Origin of the sequence: Acidithiobacillus ferriphilus (assembly GCF_018854775.1) — a bacterium.
Lineage (GTDB): Bacteria > Pseudomonadota > Gammaproteobacteria > Acidithiobacillales > Acidithiobacillaceae > Acidithiobacillus > Acidithiobacillus ferriphilus.
This window is the reverse complement of sequence record NZ_JAAZTY010000124.1, coordinates 1-15,435: the sequence shown is the minus strand read 5'-3', so window position 1 is coordinate 15,435 and position 15,435 is coordinate 1. Positions and strand designations below refer to the sequence as shown.

General features: G+C 55.4%; 20 protein-coding genes. 19 read left to right on the top strand and 1 reads right to left on the bottom strand.

What is annotated here, in order from left to right:
* From HF921_RS09025 to HF921_RS08950, 16 genes are all read left to right on the top strand, one after another.
* Positions 1 to 493: heterodisulfide reductase-related iron-sulfur binding cluster (locus tag HF921_RS09025; protein WP_264318198.1), on the top strand; the 493-nt coding region annotated here is incomplete at its 5' end.
* Between the two features lie 12 nt (positions 494 to 505).
* On the top strand, positions 506 to 1,561 hold the full coding sequence (locus HF921_RS09020; protein ID WP_064219241.1) for a CoB--CoM heterodisulfide reductase iron-sulfur subunit A family protein: 1,056 nt from the start codon (positions 506 to 508) through the stop codon (positions 1,559 to 1,561).
* The gene (locus HF921_RS09015) at positions 1,551 to 2,369 is read left to right on the top strand and encodes a hypothetical protein (protein ID WP_064219240.1); all 819 of its coding nucleotides are present in this window, start codon (positions 1,551 to 1,553) and stop codon (positions 2,367 to 2,369) included. Before HF921_RS09020 ends, HF921_RS09015 begins: the two co-directional genes overlap by 11 nt.
* Positions 2,370 to 2,392: 23 nt before the next feature.
* The gene (locus HF921_RS09010) at positions 2,393 to 3,112 is read left to right on the top strand and encodes a 4Fe-4S dicluster domain-containing protein (protein WP_064219239.1); all 720 of its coding nucleotides are present in this window, start codon (positions 2,393 to 2,395) and stop codon (positions 3,110 to 3,112) included.
* Positions 3,105 to 4,016 (top strand): CoB--CoM heterodisulfide reductase iron-sulfur subunit B family protein, encoded by a 912-nt coding sequence (locus HF921_RS09005; RefSeq protein ID WP_064219238.1) that lies wholly within the window; start codon positions 3,105 to 3,107, stop codon positions 4,014 to 4,016. The genes HF921_RS09010 and HF921_RS09005 overlap by 8 nt, the downstream gene beginning before the upstream one ends.
* A 66-nt stretch (positions 4,017 to 4,082) precedes the next feature.
* Positions 4,083 to 4,529: a glycine cleavage system protein H gene (locus HF921_RS09000; RefSeq protein ID WP_064219237.1), complete on the top strand. Its 447-nt coding sequence runs from the start codon at positions 4,083 to 4,085 to the stop codon at positions 4,527 to 4,529.
* Positions 4,526 to 4,921 carry a DsrE family protein gene (locus HF921_RS08995; protein WP_064219236.1) on the top strand — a complete coding sequence of 132 codons (396 nt, stop codon included), beginning with the start codon at positions 4,526 to 4,528 and terminating at the stop codon, positions 4,919 to 4,921. Before HF921_RS09000 ends, HF921_RS08995 begins: the two co-directional genes overlap by 4 nt.
* Before the next feature lie 52 nt (positions 4,922 to 4,973).
* Positions 4,974 to 5,414 carry a glycine cleavage system protein H gene (locus HF921_RS08990; protein ID WP_226834418.1) on the top strand — a complete coding sequence of 147 codons (441 nt, stop codon included), beginning with the start codon at positions 4,974 to 4,976 and terminating at the stop codon, positions 5,412 to 5,414.
* An 84-nt stretch (positions 5,415 to 5,498) separates the two neighbouring features.
* The gene (locus HF921_RS08985) at positions 5,499 to 6,620 is read left to right on the top strand and encodes a radical SAM protein (RefSeq protein WP_064219234.1); all 1,122 of its coding nucleotides are present in this window, start codon (positions 5,499 to 5,501) and stop codon (positions 6,618 to 6,620) included.
* A 48-nt stretch (positions 6,621 to 6,668) separates the two neighbouring features.
* Positions 6,669 to 7,739 carry a lipoate--protein ligase family protein gene (locus HF921_RS08980; protein WP_215893699.1) on the top strand — a complete coding sequence of 357 codons (1,071 nt, stop codon included), beginning with the start codon at positions 6,669 to 6,671 and terminating at the stop codon, positions 7,737 to 7,739.
* Entirely contained in the window at positions 7,736 to 8,797 is a 1,062-nt protein-coding gene (locus HF921_RS08975) for a geranylgeranyl reductase family protein (RefSeq protein ID WP_215893698.1), read from the top strand. Before HF921_RS08980 ends, HF921_RS08975 begins: the two co-directional genes overlap by 4 nt.
* Before the next feature lie 24 nt (positions 8,798 to 8,821).
* Positions 8,822 to 9,958 carry a radical SAM protein gene (locus HF921_RS08970; RefSeq protein WP_064219231.1) on the top strand — a complete coding sequence of 379 codons (1,137 nt, stop codon included), beginning with the start codon at positions 8,822 to 8,824 and terminating at the stop codon, positions 9,956 to 9,958.
* Between the two features lie 225 nt (positions 9,959 to 10,183).
* Complete coding sequence (locus HF921_RS08965; protein ID WP_215893697.1) at positions 10,184 to 11,497, top strand: OmpP1/FadL family transporter; 1,314 nt, start codon at positions 10,184 to 10,186, stop codon at positions 11,495 to 11,497.
* Between the two features lie 119 nt (positions 11,498 to 11,616).
* Positions 11,617 to 12,027, top strand: coding sequence for a hypothetical protein (locus HF921_RS08960; protein ID WP_215893696.1), 411 nt, complete (start codon positions 11,617 to 11,619; stop codon positions 12,025 to 12,027).
* Positions 12,028 to 12,071: 44 nt separating this feature from the next.
* A complete protein-coding gene (locus HF921_RS08955) occupies positions 12,072 to 13,079 on the top strand; it encodes a lipoate--protein ligase family protein (protein ID WP_215893695.1) in 1,008 nt (335 codons plus the stop codon).
* A gap of 51 nt (positions 13,080 to 13,130) precedes the next feature.
* Positions 13,131 to 13,508, top strand: coding sequence for a hypothetical protein (locus HF921_RS08950; protein ID WP_081258082.1), 378 nt, complete (start codon positions 13,131 to 13,133; stop codon positions 13,506 to 13,508).
* Positions 13,509 to 13,566: 58 nt separating this feature from the next.
* Here the strand turns inward: HF921_RS08950 and HF921_RS08945 are convergent, their stop codons facing one another.
* The gene (locus HF921_RS08945) at positions 13,567 to 13,890 is read right to left on the bottom strand and encodes a hypothetical protein (protein ID WP_064219227.1); all 324 of its coding nucleotides are present in this window, start codon (positions 13,888 to 13,890) and stop codon (positions 13,567 to 13,569) included.
* A 125-nt stretch (positions 13,891 to 14,015) separates the two neighbouring features.
* Between HF921_RS08945 and HF921_RS08940 the strand changes: the two genes are divergently transcribed.
* From HF921_RS08940 to HF921_RS08930, 3 genes are all read left to right on the top strand, one after another.
* Complete coding sequence (locus HF921_RS08940) at positions 14,016 to 14,417, top strand: hypothetical protein (protein ID WP_064219226.1); 402 nt, start codon at positions 14,016 to 14,018, stop codon at positions 14,415 to 14,417.
* Positions 14,414 to 15,244, top strand: coding sequence for a CbbQ/NirQ/NorQ/GpvN family protein (locus HF921_RS08935; protein ID WP_064219225.1), 831 nt, complete (start codon positions 14,414 to 14,416; stop codon positions 15,242 to 15,244). Before HF921_RS08940 ends, HF921_RS08935 begins: the two co-directional genes overlap by 4 nt.
* 9 nt (positions 15,245 to 15,253) lie before the next feature.
* Positions 15,254 to 15,435, top strand: a 182-nt coding sequence (locus HF921_RS08930; RefSeq protein ID WP_215892801.1) for a hypothetical protein, incomplete at its 3' end; no start/stop codon positions are given.

The window sequence follows — 15,435 nt, the reverse complement described above, 5'->3', positions numbered from 1 at the left end:
CACCTCCGTCGCGCAGGCCCTGGGTGCGCAGGTTATCGACTACTCCACCTGGTACGACTGCTGTGGCTTTGGTTTTCGCCACATCATTTCCGAGCGTGAGTTCACCCGCAGCTTCTCCATGAATCGCAAGATCAAGGTGGCCCGGGAAGAAGCCAAGGCCGACGTCATGATCGGCATCGACACCGGCTGCATCACCACGCTGGACAAGAACCAGTGGATCGGCAAGGCGCACGACATGAATTACTCCATGCCGATCATCGCCGACGTGCAACTCGCGGCGCTCGCCTGTGGCGCCGATCCCTTCAAGATCGTCCAGTTGCAGTGGCACGCTTCACCCTGTGAAGACCTGGTCGAAAAAATGGGCATCAGCTGGGATAAAGCCAAGGCCGATTTCCAGGAATATCTCAAACAGGTGGAACAGGGTAATGTGGAATACCTCTACAACCCCGAACTCGCCACTAATCAAAATATTAATATGAAAGCGAGCGCTTAAGGAGGAAGTTCAGTGAGTGCACAAGATACAGTTTTAGTCGTAGGTGCGGGTCCAGCCGGTTTGTCGGCAGCAGCCACCATCGCATCGATGGGTAAAAAGACGGTCATTGTCGAAAAAGAAGATATTCTTGGTGGCGCTCCCATCATCTCGGGCTACGCCAAACTGGTACCGTCGGGCGAATGGGCTAAAGATGCCATCGGCCGTATGGTCAGCCGTGTGGAAGGCGACGGGAACGTCAGCATCCACAAGTCTGCTAAAGTCACGCAGGTGGCGGGCGAAGCCGGTAACTTTACAGCTACCCTGAGCAACGGCGATAAAGTCGAAGCGGGCGCAATCATTCTTGGCACTGGATTCACCCATTTCGACTCCATCAACAAGCCGGAATGGGGCTTCGGCACATACGAGGACGTGCTTACCACTACCCAGATGGAGCAGATGGTGAGTGCGGGTCAGATTCGTTGCCCCTCCGATGGCCGAGTTCCAGAGCGTGTGGCTATTCTGCTTTGCGTCGGTTCGCGTGACCGCCAGATTGGTCGTGAATGGTGCTCCAAGATCTGCTGCACCGTTTCCACCAACTTGGCCATGGAGATCAAGGAAATTTCTCCGAGCACTGACGTGTTCATTTATTACATGGACATCCGCACCTTCGGCCTTTATGAAGACAAGTTCTACTGGAAGAGCCAGGAAGAGTATAAGACTAAGTTCGTCAAGGCGCGTATTGCCGAGGTCACCATGTCTCCCGATGGCCGTTTGCTGGTCAAGGGTGAAGATACTTTGGTCAAACGTCCGATCGTCATTCCGATGGATCTGGTCGTGCATGCCATCGGTATGGATCCCAACACCTTAAATCCAGAAATCGCCAAGACCTTTGGTATCGGTCTGGAAAAGCATGGATTTATCGATCGTGCGGAACAGTACACGAATAGCCAGGGCACGACGCGCAAGGGTATCTACGTGTGTGGCGCGGCGACCGGCCCAGAAGACATTGATACATCTATCGCGCAAGGCCAGTCCGCCGGTGCGCGGGCGGTAGCGGATCTCTACGGACAACAGAAAGTTGCCAGCTGACATCTACCACAACGGGAACGCAGAGCATATCGTTCCCGCCTCGCTGCCGATCAATCTCGATAAGGGGCTGCTCAACCAATCCTTTTATGAGCTTGAAGCGGCATTTGAGGGACAGCAGGGCCTTGCTGCCCTGGTGAGTAGTCTGGCAGAGAAGACGGCGAGTTTTCGTCATCTTCTCCTGGAGGACCAGCAGCCGCTGACCGATGCGCGAATGGCGCATCTCGTTGAACAGATGTTCACCGCGAGACGCAAAATCTGGCCGGTTATAGAGGAGCAGGGCGCTGCGCGAGTGGGTGAAGTGATGCGCGATTTGCTGGGCGGTCACGGCGATCTGGCACAGCGCATGATGCGTTTTGAAGAGGCTTTACCTGCTACAGGAAAGGCGAAACGCGTTATCAGGGATATGGGGGCCGAAGTTTTACACTTCAGCGATCCCGAGCGGTATCCGCTGATGACGCGTTGGGTTTGGGATCAAAGTACGAATTCAGGCGCAGTGCGGGAATTCATCCGCGGCGGCGACTACCTGACTGATTTCCCTTTCGGTGAAAGTCCGGAAATGTTTGAGGGCCTGCGCCAGTGGATGCGGGAGGCGCTCTTGGAGTTAGGGGTGTATCGTGATGTACCTTATATGGTTGATATCATCCTGGCCCACCAGTATTCGCAATACGTGCGCGCTATGGCAGAAGGCTTTTTGCGTTCCGATTTTGGCGGCCAAACAGATTTTACGGAACAGATCCGTAAGTTGCTGGGCGTAGAGGTACACCGGCGAATGGGTGGTTCTCGTATCAAAAGAGACGACATTCATTAATGAATTAGGGTATAGGAGCAGCTATGGCTATTCATGAGAAAACACTGATCGATCCCGATCGGATTTTGCAGCACGATCACCTGGTGGTGGATGGGGTGGATGTTTCCGGTTCCTGGAACACCATGATTACACCGCGGACGCTGACGGACTACGAAGAGCATTTTGAAGAGATCATCCAGAGTTACAGCGGCGGTGAGAACGTGCATCGCTGCTGGCAGTGCGGCTCGTGCACAAATTCCTGCACCATGTATGCGCAGAATGTGGATTTTAATCCGCGTTACTGGATTTATCTGATTCGTCTAGGGCTGAAAGCCGAGTTGATAAAAGATAAGGACATCATCTGGCAGTGTGTTTCCTGCAATAAATGCACCAATATATGTCCCAAGGATGTCCGTCCTGAAGGGGTTATGAAAGCAACGGCGCATTGGTTGGAAGATAACGGCTTAACCCCGAAGACGTTGTCGACGCATTTTGATGAGGAGTTCACCCATCAGTGCATCGAATTCGGGCGCATAGAAGATACCGAAGTCATGGTGGGATTCTTCAAGCGCTCCGGCCAGCCCCTGGTTCAGGCCTGGATCGTGGAATTTGGCAAGCGTCTGACTAAGCACATGCCCTTGGGTCAGTTGGCCAAAATGGGAATGAATGTGGTGTTCCGTCCGAAGACCAAATCCTGGGGCAAAACCGGTGAAGTCCTCGCCGAATATGTGAAGGCACAGAAGGAGGCTGCTCATCATGGCTAAGGTTGCATATTATCCGGGCTGTGCGCTGGAAGGTTCCGGCGGGCCCTATGACAAGTCCACCCGCGTTCTGGTGAAAGAACTCGGTTTGGAGATGGAAAACCTCGAAGACTACAACTGCTGTGGCGCGATGGAGGTGAAGAATATTCATCCCATGTTGCAGACCTATATGTCGGCGCGGAATCTGGCCATTGCCAGTAAGCTGCAGGGTTGTGATACGGTGATGGCGCCTTGTAATGGCTGCTATCGCAATTTGAAGCAGACCGAATATGAGTGTGCTACTTCTGAAGAAACCATGAAGACGGTGCAGGAACTCGCCAATAAATCGGGTGACCCTGTTTATGAAGGCGAAGTGCGCAGCTTGCACGCGTTGGAGTGGTTCATGGAGGAAGTGGGCACCGACGGCATCAAAAGCAAGGTCAAGAAGAGCTTGAATGGGCTGAAAATTGCCAACTACTACGGTTGCATGTACACCCGTCCCCGGCAGATTTTTCCGGAGAAGGATCAGGGTCCTGGCTCCGAGTCTTCTTATGCGCCACATTTCATGGATGATTTGTTGTCCGCTGCCGGTGCCGTCAGTGTGGATTTCCCGCTGAAAACGGCGTGTTGTGGCGGCGCCCATACGCTATCGGATTCGGACACCTCCACCCAGTTGGTGTTGAACATTCTCCAAGCGGCGGAAGATGCCGGTGCGGAAGTGATTGCCACCGAATGTCCCACTTGCCATTCCGGCCTGGAAATGCATCAGGTACGTGCCGAAATCGAGTTTGGTATCAAATCGAACGTCAAGGTGATTTATTTCACCCAGTTGCTTGGTTTGGCCATGGGTCTGTCTGCGCGCAAAGTCGGTATCCCCGACAACGTCAGCGACTCGATGGATCTTCTCGCTGCCAAAGGTATTATCTGACGGTGTAGAAGGGCGCCCCTTTGCGGGGCGCTTTTTTTTACCTGCCGCTGACACCAGGGGAAGGCTATGGAATGTAACGGTTGCGAATTCCGCGCCGAATTATATTACGATCGGGAATGCCAAATCTGGGTGCGACGCGAAGGCGATGGCACACTTACCGTGGGTATGACCGACATATCTCAGTCGATTGCGGGAAAGATTTTGCATGTCCGGGTACGCAGGCCTGGGACACGTCGTCCGGTGGGTAAGCCGGTCGCCACTATTGAGAGTGGGAAATGGGCGGGTCCGGTACCGAATGTCTTTGATTGCGTGATTGAGTTGGCCAACGAAGATGTGTTGGAAGATCCCAATCTTCTCAATATTGAACCCTACGAAGCATGGATCGCACGGGTACGGCCAGTGGCTTCGGTAGACGTTGCGCTCGAAAAGCTGTCTACTGGAGACGCTGCCTTTGAGTTGTACCGGCAGCGCTGTCTGCGTGATGATATTCATTGTGAACGAGGAATGCGATGAGCGATCACTACCTGGAGGATCAGGGCGAAAAGTCGGTGGTCATCGTGATGACCAGCGGACCAAGCACGGCACATCGCTGTGCGACACCTTTTTATCTGGGCGCCCTGTTGTCTTCCATGGATGCCGAGGTTAAGATTTTTTGCACGATGGAAGCGGTCAGGCTGATGCAGACGGGTGTTGCGGAAAATCTCTCGGCGATGGCTGGTGGTAAGCGCATTATTGACTTTATTCGTGACGCGAAAAATGCCGGGGTGGAAATTCACGTATGTCGCCCGGCACTTCCAGGCTATGAGATCGAGGCCGACAACCTGATTGAGGAAGTGGATGCGGTGGCGTCTGCCGGTGATCTCGCCGACTTGATTTTGTCCGTGGACCGACTGCTGTTTTTTTAATGCTGCTTGGCAGCAGGCTCTGTTTACCTAAAATGTGACCCCGAAGGAGAAAATGATGGGAACTGTACGTGGCTGTGAAATCCCCGAAGATCTGTTGTACAACGTGGATAATAACGTGTGGCTGCGCAAGGAAGATGATGGCAGTGTGACCATCGGTATGACTTCCTATGCTTGTGCGTTGGCTGGACAGATCGTTTCTTATACGCCGAAGGGCGCTGGTAAGGACATCAAGAAGGACAAGTCGGCAGCCACGGTTGAGTCTGGCAAGTGGGTGGGTCCATTGAAGAGTCCCGTCAGTGGCACGGTCTTGTCAAGCAATGAGGACGTTGCGAAAGATCCCGGTCTTATTAATAAGGATCCCTATGGCAGCGGTTGGATCGCTAAGCTGACTCCGGCGGATTTTGCCGGTGACTCCAGCGAACTGAAGACTGGCGCCGATGTCTTGGTGGCCTTTGAGGAAAAGATGACGACGGATGGTTTTGGCGGCTGCTGACCAGCAAAAGCCCGTCATGATTCAAGAAGGCGGCCGCACATGCGGCCGTCTAGTTTTCTCTTTGTGTAAAGGATGGAATTTCATATGAACCCATGGTTAAACGCGGTTTCTCAAGTAGAGGCTTTGGAGGATTTGGTCCTCAATGCGGATTTGGTGGACTCTATGCGCGAACGGTGGTCCGGTCTGTCCGGTAGCCAGGTGGGTCGTATCAATTTCTATACGCCTTCTTTCAAGCATCATGAAACGTCGGAGGTCTCCGCATGCGGGAAGAATGCCTTCCCGGCCATTTCCATCACTGGTGGGGACTGCAAGTTACAGTGCGATCACTGTAAGGCGAAGATACTGGAGCCTATGATTGCGGTGCGGACGCCAGAAGAACTGGATCGGCTGGTGGACCAGATTGTCCTGGATGGGGGTCGTGGGCTGCTTCTTTCAGGCGGCTCGGACCATCAGAATGTGGTCCATTATGAACCTTATTTCCCGATGCTGCGCAAGATTAAGGATCGCTATCCGAATTTACAAATTGCCATGCATACGGGCATTGCGACCCCGGAGTTCGCCCGCGGGATGGAGGATGCGGGTGTCGATGTGGCCATGATGGACGTGATCGGTGCGCAGGATACCATCAATCAGGTCTACCATCTGCGCCGTTCGGTGGATGATTTTGAGGCCGCGCTGGAAGCCTTGGTGGCCACCAAAATGAAAGTGGTGCCACATATTGTCATCGGGTTGCATTACGGGGAGCTGCTTGGTGAATGGAACTCTCTCGAAATTATCCGGCGGCATCTGCCCAGTGCGTTGGTGCTGGTGGTAATCATGTCGCAGTATGCTTCTTCGAGTCGGCCTTTTGCGACACCAGCGACGGAAGAAATCGGTAAATTCTTTATGGATGCGCGTGCTGCTCTGCCGGAAACCCCGGTGTTGCTGGGCTGTGCGCGTCCGTCCGGTGTGCATCGTTCCATCACCGACACCTATGCGGTCATGGCGGGACTGAACGGCGTGGCCTTTCCTTCCGATGGCATGCTGGCGCTCGCCAAACATCTGGACCGGGATGTTTTTGTGACGCCTTCTTGTTGTTCCATGATCGTGGGTGAAGAAGTCCTGGCACTCGGTGACGAGACGACCACCATACCCTTGGATTATGTTCCTGTCGCGCCGAAGCGTCGTACACAACTGCGGGATATCCCGATTGTATTTACGGCCTGAGACAATGGTGCTTTCCCTGGGCGCCATTTTTTTCCGGTGGCTTGCATTATGACAGCGCACGTCTCTGATGACTGGCTTGTGGTTGATACCGGACTACGCCCCGCCGACGAAAATATGGCTTTAGACAAAGCGTTGCTTCTGGCGATATCGGAAAGTCGGACTCCCAACATCTTTCGTTTCCTGCGCTTTGAGGAATCCGCGCTGGTCGGTTATCACCAATCACCAGAGCAGGAACTCAACCTGGAGTTTTGCCGTGAACAGGGGATCGCCGTGCAGCGTCGTCTCACCGGCGGCGGCGCACTGATTTTTGATCCCACCCAAATAGGCTGGGAGTTGGTGTGTCGGCGGGACGCGCTGCCCCAGGGTGATATGGCGTCACTGGCACGGAAGATCTGTGAAGCGGCAGCGGCCGGCTTGTCACTTTTGGGGGTGCGTGCGCAGTTTCGTCCGCGCAATGACATTGAAGTGGGGGGGCGAAAGATTTCCGGCACCGGTGGAATTATGGATGGAGACGTGTTGCTGTTTCAGGGCACGGTGCTCGTCGATCTGGATCTCCCGCGCATGTTGCGCATACTGCGCGTGCCGTTGGAGAAGTTGGACGCCCATGCAGTTTCTTCGGTGGCGGAACGGGTGACGAGCTTGAAAGCCTTGCTGGGTAAAGCGCCGGAATTGATGGTGGTGCAGAAAGCCTTGCTGGATGGTTTCCGTGCGCAGTTGGGGTTGTCTTTTGTCCGGGGCGACTTGCCGGATGCGGTTGCCGCATTGCTGCCAGAGGCATTGGCGAAGGTGCGTGACGCGGAGTGGCTCGGCATCAACCACCGCGCGCGTGACGATATGCCATTGCGTAAAGCGACGTTACGCGCCCCCGGCGGCACGCTGCAAGCGGAAATGCTTTGGGATAAGCATGGGAACAGGGTGCGGCAAGTCCATTTTAGCGGTGACTATTTTATCCAGCCGCAGCGCGCTATCGTCGACCTTGAGGCAGCGCTGCGTAATGTCCACCTGAATGACGTGGATGGCATCATTGCGGGATTATTCGAGGAACAGGCTGTCGATGGCTTCGGCTTACAGCCGGAGCATTTCGCGACGGTATTGCGGATGGCGGCACAAGACGCGTGAACCCCTTAGCCACAGATGTACTGGTGATTGGTGCCGGTCCGGCCGGCGCGGCGGCAGCGCGTGCCGCTGCGGGCCGCGGCCTTACGGTGATCTGCATTGATCGCCGTGCGGAGATCGGTGTCCCGGTGCAATGCGCCGAATTTGTCCCCATGCCGCTCTTGCGTACCGTGCATGAAACGGATTCGCGGGTGCAGGACGTAGCCGGGATGCTGACGGTGCTGCCATCCGGGCTACAGCATCACAGCGTCTTTCCCGGCATGATGATTGACCGGGCACGTTTTGACCAGAGGCTGGTGGAATTGGCGCAAGCGGCGGGCGCGCAGGTGAAAATCCGTTGCCAATTCCTCTCCTGGGATGGTGCAGTGGCCCGCTTGCGGTGCGACACGGATGAAGTGTTCACGGTACATCCCCGCGTGCTGATTGGCGCCGATGGGCCCCACAGCCTGGTGGCGGAGGCCGCGGGCTTGCCGCATCAACAGGTCGTTTATACCCGTCAATACACGGTGCCGTTGCTGCGTCCCTATGCGGATACGGATATTTTCCTTTCGGATGCTTTTCCGGGAGGCTATGGCTGGTTGTTTCCCCGCGGGCCGGTGGCTAATCTCGGACTGGGTGCGGATCGGCGTTTTGAGGACAATCTTAAATTGCCGCTGGAGCAGTTGCATCGGCAGATGGTGGCGCGCGGCATCGTCGGCGAAGCCGTCCTCGGACGTACCGGCGGCGCGATCCCCGTGGGCGGCATTCGGCGCATGGTGCATGGCAACGTGGTGCTTGCCGGAGACGCGGCGGGGCTTACTCATCCCATTACCGGGGCGGGCATTCCCGCGGCGGTGATCAGTGGTGAGGGTGCGGGATTGGCGGCCGCTGATTGCCTGGCGGGCGATGAGAATGCATTAGAGAGCTACGCAGAAGACATGCAGGATCAGTTTGGTCCGGCCCTCGCGCGGGCGGTGCAGCGGAGAAAATCTTTGGAGGCCGTCTGGCGACAGCCTACGGCCCAGGAAGACAGGGTGATGCGATCCGGTTGGATCGCCTTTGATGAATACTTTGCCGCTTGAGGCGGTATGACAGGAGGAACTTCCATGAGTGCGGTAGCGCAAGAAAATTCCCAGACCTTAAACTTTTATCGCCCGGATTATTTCGTCAAAACGCCGACGATGCGGTCGCCTGAATATGTGCAGTTAAGCACCGCGGCGGCGATTACGCTGGGTCTGGTGCCCGGGGTGATGCACCGAACTTCCTGTACCAATTGCCTGAACCTGTTGATGACCTATCCGGAAGGTTGCCGTGCCAACTGTACCTATTGTGGTCTGGCTCGGCACCGCGAAGAGAGCCGCGATTATGCCGACCGCAACTTCATCCGGGTGGACTGGCCGACGGTGCGCGTGGATGAAATGCTCGAACGTGTCGCCAAGAACGGCGACAAGGGCCAGTTCCAGCGCATGTGCATCAGTATGATTACCCATCCTGATTCCGATCACGATACACAAGTCGTACTGAAGCGCTGGATGGAAGTGGCGCCCCACATCCCCGCATCCATCCTTTCTAATCCAACCACCATGGAGAAGCAGGACCTTATCGACCTCAAGGCGATGGGTGCCGATATCTTTACCGTCGCGCTGGACGCCGTGACGCCGGAAATCTTTGAGCGCACCCGTGGCAAGACGGTACAGAGCCCCCATTCCTGGGATAAGTACTGGCAGACCATCGAATGGGCCGCAGAGATTTATGGACCCGAGAAATTCGGCGCGCATCTGATCTGCGGCATGGGTGAGACGGAGCAGGAAATCCTCGCCGTCTGCCAGAAGATGAAAGATATGGGTGGCCACAATCATATGTTCGCCTTCTTCCCCGAGAAGGGTTCCATGATGGAAGATTGGGATGCGGTGCCCCAGGATCATTGGCGCCGGGTGCAGTTGGGCCGCTTCCTGATTGACTATGCCGGTGGCCGTTACGAGGATATGGGCTTTGACATCTATGGCCGGGTTGAAGACTTCGGTTACCCGCAGGCCGAATTGGAAGACATCATCAACTCCGGTAAGCCCTTTCAAACCTCCGGCTGCCCAGGAAAGGATGATGAAGAAGTCAGTGCCTGTAACCGGCCTTATGGGGATTCGTCGCCTTCGGATATCCGCTCCTTTCCTTTCGCGCTGAACAAGGAAGATGTGGAAGTCGTGCGGCGCCAGATGCGCTTGCAGGATTTGCAATTCTTGGGCTAACCCCATCTGGGCGTATTATGTAGTGCGCATATAGGGGCTTTGGCCCCTTTTTTATTGGGTGCTGTAATCATTAAATCTCATAATATTTATTATTGCTAATAAACCAATATTTTATGGATTGATAAATGGATTAAAAAATTGATAGAACCAAGGCCTTGCAACACTGTTCCAGTTCCAACACAATTATCGTGTCATTAGCGATACAACTGAGGGCGGAGGATTAAAATGAAAAAATCACGGATTTTAGGAATTGCGGTTGGCGCGACGTTGGCGATGGGCCTGTCGGCCAGTGCGTTTGCTACAGATGGTTATCAGTTGATCGGTATTGGTCAGTACGCCATGGGCATGGCGGGTGCCGTTGTTGCGGCTCCGGATGATCCTCTGTCTGCGGCGATGAGCAACCCGGCCGGATTGGCGTTGATGACTCCGCAGGCGGCTTATTCGGCGGAAATTTTCAACCCAACCCGCAAAACCAATTTTGGTTTTGGCGAGACGGGTAGCCACAGTAACGTCTACGGCGTACCTGCCATTGGTTGGGTGGCACCGGCGTTTGGCGACGGCATCGTCTTTGGTGGTGGTGTGTATGGTACTTCCGGTTTGGGGGTGAACTATTTGCAGGCTGGGGTTACTCCAATGATGCCTAACCCGAACGGAGGCTATTTGAAATATCCAGGTAGCACTATTCAGGCGTATAGTAGTATTACTTTTATGGAAATGGCTCCATCATTGGCCATGAAAGTGAACAGCCATCTTGCTGTTGGTGCCTCTTTGAATATTGCTGCGGAGCAGGGCTCTTTTCAGCAGACTTTTACCACCGCAGGTAGCCGCTCTACCGGTCCAGGACAAACGTATGGTTTGAATCTGGCCAGTCCGTCCTGGGCTTACGGTGTAGGCGTGACTCTGGGTGCGCTCTATAAAGTCAATGATATGGTGACAGTGGGTGCGACTTATAAGTCCCCCGTAATGTTTACCCCGATGACTTGGCAAGAGTCGCAAGAGATGGGTCCGAAGGGACAGCAAGGCGGGTTCGGGCAATATAGTGGACATCTGAATTATCCTCAGCAGATAGCTTTAGGTTTGGCTATCCGTCCTACCCCTCAGTGGTTAATCAGCGTGGAAGGGCAGTGGATAAATTGGCACGCCACCATGAATAACTTTAACATATACGGCCCTTGGCAGGGGCAGTCTAGTGTTGCATTACCCATGCACTGGAGTAACCAGTGGGTGGCCAATATCGGTACTCAGTATGATCTCACCAACTGGTTGCAGGTCCGTGGCGGTTATACATGGGGCTCTAACCCAATCAGTAATGCCAACACCGCAAATAACCTGCTTTTCCCGGGTATCGTCCAAAATGCAATTACCTTTGGTGCAACACAAAAGCTGGGTATGGGCTGGAAGCTGACAGAAGCGTATATGCATGCGTTTAGCAACACCATTACAGCCCCAGCGCCAGGTCTCCCCTTCGGAGGAATGCAGCCCGCCAGCGCCACCCTCGCCGAAAACTCCTACGGCCTTCAGGTCGGTTACGACTTCTAAAAAATCCCTCCTCAGGGTATGCGGGAGACGGGTAACCGTCTCCCTTTTTTGTGTGGGCGCCTTGCGCGGGGAGGAGGTTTTGGGGGAACATATAACAGAGCGCATTGCTAGGGATTATCATGAAGTCGATACCGATTACCGATGTGAGCAGTCTGAAAAATGAGCTGAAAAGGTACAAGATGGGGAAGAAGCTGGAGATCCCCCGGTTCAATCAGCTGGCGCGCATGGCCTACATGGGGCGACTGGTGATGACACCGCTGGACTCCGAAGACCCGTCCTGCAAGTCCTTTTTGGTGCATGTTCAGGAGCCGCATGGACTGGCAGCGCATTTCATCGATCTGGACGAGGACCTGCAGGATACCATCCTGATCCTCGACGGTGAGCAGTCCATGGCCATGGCAGGGATCATGCAGGCGGGTGTGGAAGAGCGGGTGCTCTGGCATCAGGCCCTCAATGAGCGCGACTTCTATTTCTCCGCTTTTTATCGGCCGAAGGATAAAGAAGCGCAGGATGGGGCCGTACAGAGCTGATTGGGGCGGATAAGTCGTTTCGACTGGATGCGGTTTTGTAAGTCATGCGAATTCGCCTGATTCATCTGGGGATGCTTGCCCCGGAGGCTCTGCACCGTGCTTATGTTGGTTTGGCGGAGGCACAGGGTGAGCAGGATGTGCCCATCCTGCTGTTGGCACAATCTGCCGCCCATCTGAGTCTGGGAGCCGCGCAAGGGCCGGCTGCGGAGTTGGATCGCTCGGCTTGCGAGCGGCTGAAAATTCCGGTTGTGCAGCGCGCCCTGGGTGGCGGTCTGGTTTGGGTAGATCCTGGTCAGTTGAGTTATTTCTTTATCTTTCCGTCGGCCACGCGGGTGCGCCGCGCACCTGAACTGTTTGCTCTGATTGCCCCTTGGGTGATCGCTGTGCATGCGTATTTTGGCCTGAAAGTGGCGGCGCAGGGAGGGCATGATTTCTGGTGTAAAGGGTGCAAGATCGGTGGTACCGGGGCCGCGACCATCAGGCACAGTCTGGTGTTGGGCGGCAGCTTCATCCTGGAGGCGCAGTGGGCGTCCTTTGTGGACTGCGTGGCGGCGCCTTCGGCGGGTTTTCGCACATGGCTGTTAGAAGCGTTGCAGGAAGGGCTGTGTAGCTGGTCGCCGTTATTGGGCAGGGTGGTCAGTCCCGAGGCTTTGCTGGAGGTCTGCCCGGCGTTGCTCAGAGCGGCAGGCTGGGACGTCGTTTTTCCGACGACGCCTACTGAAGCCGAGCAACGTGCGATGGTGCAGGCGGAGTTGGAGGACGTGGACTGGAACCAACCGGCCCGTCGTCGAGTGCCTGCCGGTATCAAGCTCAAAGCGGGTGCTTTCCTGACGGAGCGGCATTGGCTTGATGGTCACTGGCTGCGGGTATGGACGGAAAATGGTACTTTGCGGCGCGTCGCGGGTTCGGTCTGGCCGACGGAGCAGGAGGGCCGGTTAATAGGCCTGCAGCCTGCCTCTGTCCAGCTTGGTGAACAGTTGCGAGAAGTCGTCGGCAAAGAGGCTTCGCTCTGGGGTGAACGACTATTAGAAACGGCAGTCTGGGCGGATTGAGTCTGTTGGTGCGGGTGGTTTTTCCAAAATCAATGCAATGGAGGTGGCCTGGTGCCCAGTATCAGTGATCGGATGCGCAAGCGTTTTATTCTCATGGCGAGTGATCCAGAGCTGCGCGCGGTCGTCGCGACGACGACGCCCGAAGGCTGGGAGATGACGGAGGCGACGGATCTGGACGACCTCGGCGATTGGCAGGAAGTCCTACTGCATCGTTTTATGCTGCTCAATCTGGATGATCCGGAGATTGCGGATCCTATTGAACTGATTGACACCTTGCGGCGGGAATATCAGTTGAATATTGCGGTATTTTGTCTGGGCGGAAGTCAGGAACGGCGGGATGCGGCGCGTTCGGTGCGGGCGGATCGTTTTTTTGATCGAGATGTGGGTTTACAGCGCCTACCGGAGTTCTTTGCCCAGTTTGGCTGGTAAATGTTGGGGGTCCTGCCCATCAGTTGAAGCACCGATGGGCGCTACCGACGGCGAGGTATTAACCGACTTTGGCGTGAGCTTCGGTGTCCAACAGCAGGTCGTGGCTTTCGCTCTGGCCGCCGGCACTGACAGTGAGGGTGGCGATACGGATGCCGGCGTTCTTGAAGGTAATTTCGTAGGAGAAAATACCGGGCAATTCGAGGCTGGCTTCTTTCAGCGTCTTGCCTTCGCAGGTGACGCTGATCTGGGCGCTGCCCTTGCCTTCCAGCATGGCCTGAATCCGGAAAGGATGGCCGACGACGCGGCGATAAACTTGCGGGTCGCGGTTGGCGTTATATTGCAGGTTGTTGAGTTTGACCATTTTGATCAGATTCGTACTCATGGTAGCCCCTTCTTAATCACGCTATAAAATGAATTGTACACACATTCAGTTAAAACTCTTTTATCCTAGATGAAAACCGCCCGGAGTGATAGCAGGCGCGGCCGTAAATCCCATCAGGAGTGATGATGACCAAGTCAAGCGAGTTAATAAGCACATTAGATGCAGCGCACGAGCGTATTGAAGCACTGGCGCGGCAACAGGTTGCCGGAATGGCATTGCCGGAGTTGGTGGCGGCGGGTGTGGCGGAAGCGGCAGCGATGTTGCGCATCATGCTGACCGCAGAGCACAAACCCTATGCCAGTGATGCGGATTTGCTGGAGTTATGGAAAACGCTGGTGAAGGGCTTACCCCACTGGAATACCATTCGCGATAATTGCCGTGAACTGGTTTATTACCAGAATTGTCTGAACGCAGAGCGTGCCGATGCGTTGCCCGCACAGCCGGAGCGTATGGTGATTCATACTTTGCGTCACATTTTTCTATACATGCGCAGTTATGCTGAGCAAAATCATGAGGGAAAGGTATGAGTGCGACGAAAATGGCAGGGGGTAACGGCTTGCGCTTGCTCTTCGAGGAGCCCTTTTATCAGCCGGTGGCGAATGAGGTCGGGGTATTCATGGCGGCCTGGGGTCGGCGTCTGCCGGTAATGCTCAAGGGGCCGACAGGCTGCGGCAAGACCCGCTTTCTGGAGCACATGGCGTGGCGCCTGAAGCGACCGCTGGTGACCGTAGCCTGCCATGAAGACCTCACCAGTTCAGATCTCGTCGGACGCTTTCTGATCGAGGGCGACGAAACGGTCTGGCAGGACGGCCCGCTGACTAAGGCGGTGCGGGAAGGGGCAATCTGCTATTTGGACGAGATTGTTGAAGCGCGCACTGATACGACGGTAGTCATTCACCCGCTGACCGACCATCGCCGTTCTCTGCCCATTGAAAAGCTCGGCGTGGAAATTGTCGCGCACCCCGATTTTATGCTGGTCATTTCCTACAACCCAGGCTACCAGACGGTGCTGAAGGACCTCAAACCCTCCACCAAGCAGCGGTTTATCGGGATGAACTTTAATTATCCGCCCGCTGAGGTGGAAACGCGGATTGTGATGAAGGAGGCCGGTATCGATGAGGCCCGGGCCCGGGCACTGGTAGCCGCTGCAGGCAAGGCCCGTAACCTGAAGGAACAGGGCTTGCAGGAGGTCACCTCCACCCGGGCGCTGATTTATGCGGGCGCATTGATGGTGGCGGGGCTCGATGCGCTGGAGGCCTGTACTGTGGCGATCATTAATCCGCAGACGGACGATCCGGAGTTGGGCGAGGCGCTGCTGGAGGTTTTTCGGACCTTTTTCCCGGAGCAGGGCTAAGGAGCGCCCATGTCGGCGGCGACGGAGGATATTCTCGACCATCTGGCGGCCGTCAGCTTTGTGGCAGGGCGGGATGCGCGAATGGCTTTGCCGGCGGTCACTGTATTGGGGGAGGCGGTAACATTACATTACTTGGAGACCGGACGGGATTTGTTTTTCTATGACCGGGAAGCAGGCAAGGCGTTTTTCCA

What these genes read in the sequence shown, in the direction of transcription:
- HF921_RS08965 (WP_215893697.1), top strand. Translation starts at nt 10,184, where the DNA reads ATGAAAAAATCACGGATTTTAGGAATTGCGGTTGGCGCGACGTTGGCG.
- HF921_RS09000 (WP_064219237.1), top strand. Translation starts at nt 4,083, where the DNA reads ATGGAATGTAACGGTTGCGAATTCCGCGCCGAATTATATTACGATCGG.
- HF921_RS09005 (WP_064219238.1), top strand. Translation starts at nt 3,105, where the DNA reads ATGGCTAAGGTTGCATATTATCCGGGCTGTGCGCTGGAAGGTTCCGGC.
- HF921_RS08955 (WP_215893695.1), top strand. Translation starts at nt 12,072, where the DNA reads ATGCGAATTCGCCTGATTCATCTGGGGATGCTTGCCCCGGAGGCTCTG.
- HF921_RS08945 (WP_064219227.1), bottom strand. Translation starts at nt 13,890, where the DNA reads ATGAGTACGAATCTGATCAAAATGGTCAAACTCAACAACCTGCAATAT.
- HF921_RS09010 (WP_064219239.1), top strand. Translation starts at nt 2,393, where the DNA reads ATGGCTATTCATGAGAAAACACTGATCGATCCCGATCGGATTTTGCAG.
- HF921_RS08985 (WP_064219234.1), top strand. Translation starts at nt 5,499, where the DNA reads ATGAACCCATGGTTAAACGCGGTTTCTCAAGTAGAGGCTTTGGAGGAT.
- HF921_RS08935 (WP_064219225.1), top strand. Translation starts at nt 14,414, where the DNA reads ATGAGTGCGACGAAAATGGCAGGGGGTAACGGCTTGCGCTTGCTCTTC.
- HF921_RS08940 (WP_064219226.1), top strand. Translation starts at nt 14,016, where the DNA reads ATGACCAAGTCAAGCGAGTTAATAAGCACATTAGATGCAGCGCACGAG.
- HF921_RS08960 (WP_215893696.1), top strand. Translation starts at nt 11,617, where the DNA reads ATGAAGTCGATACCGATTACCGATGTGAGCAGTCTGAAAAATGAGCTG.
- HF921_RS08970 (WP_064219231.1), top strand. Translation starts at nt 8,822, where the DNA reads ATGAGTGCGGTAGCGCAAGAAAATTCCCAGACCTTAAACTTTTATCGC.
- HF921_RS08980 (WP_215893699.1), top strand. Translation starts at nt 6,669, where the DNA reads ATGACAGCGCACGTCTCTGATGACTGGCTTGTGGTTGATACCGGACTA.
- HF921_RS08990 (WP_226834418.1), top strand. Translation starts at nt 4,974, where the DNA reads ATGATGGGAACTGTACGTGGCTGTGAAATCCCCGAAGATCTGTTGTAC.
- HF921_RS08995 (WP_064219236.1), top strand. Translation starts at nt 4,526, where the DNA reads ATGAGCGATCACTACCTGGAGGATCAGGGCGAAAAGTCGGTGGTCATC.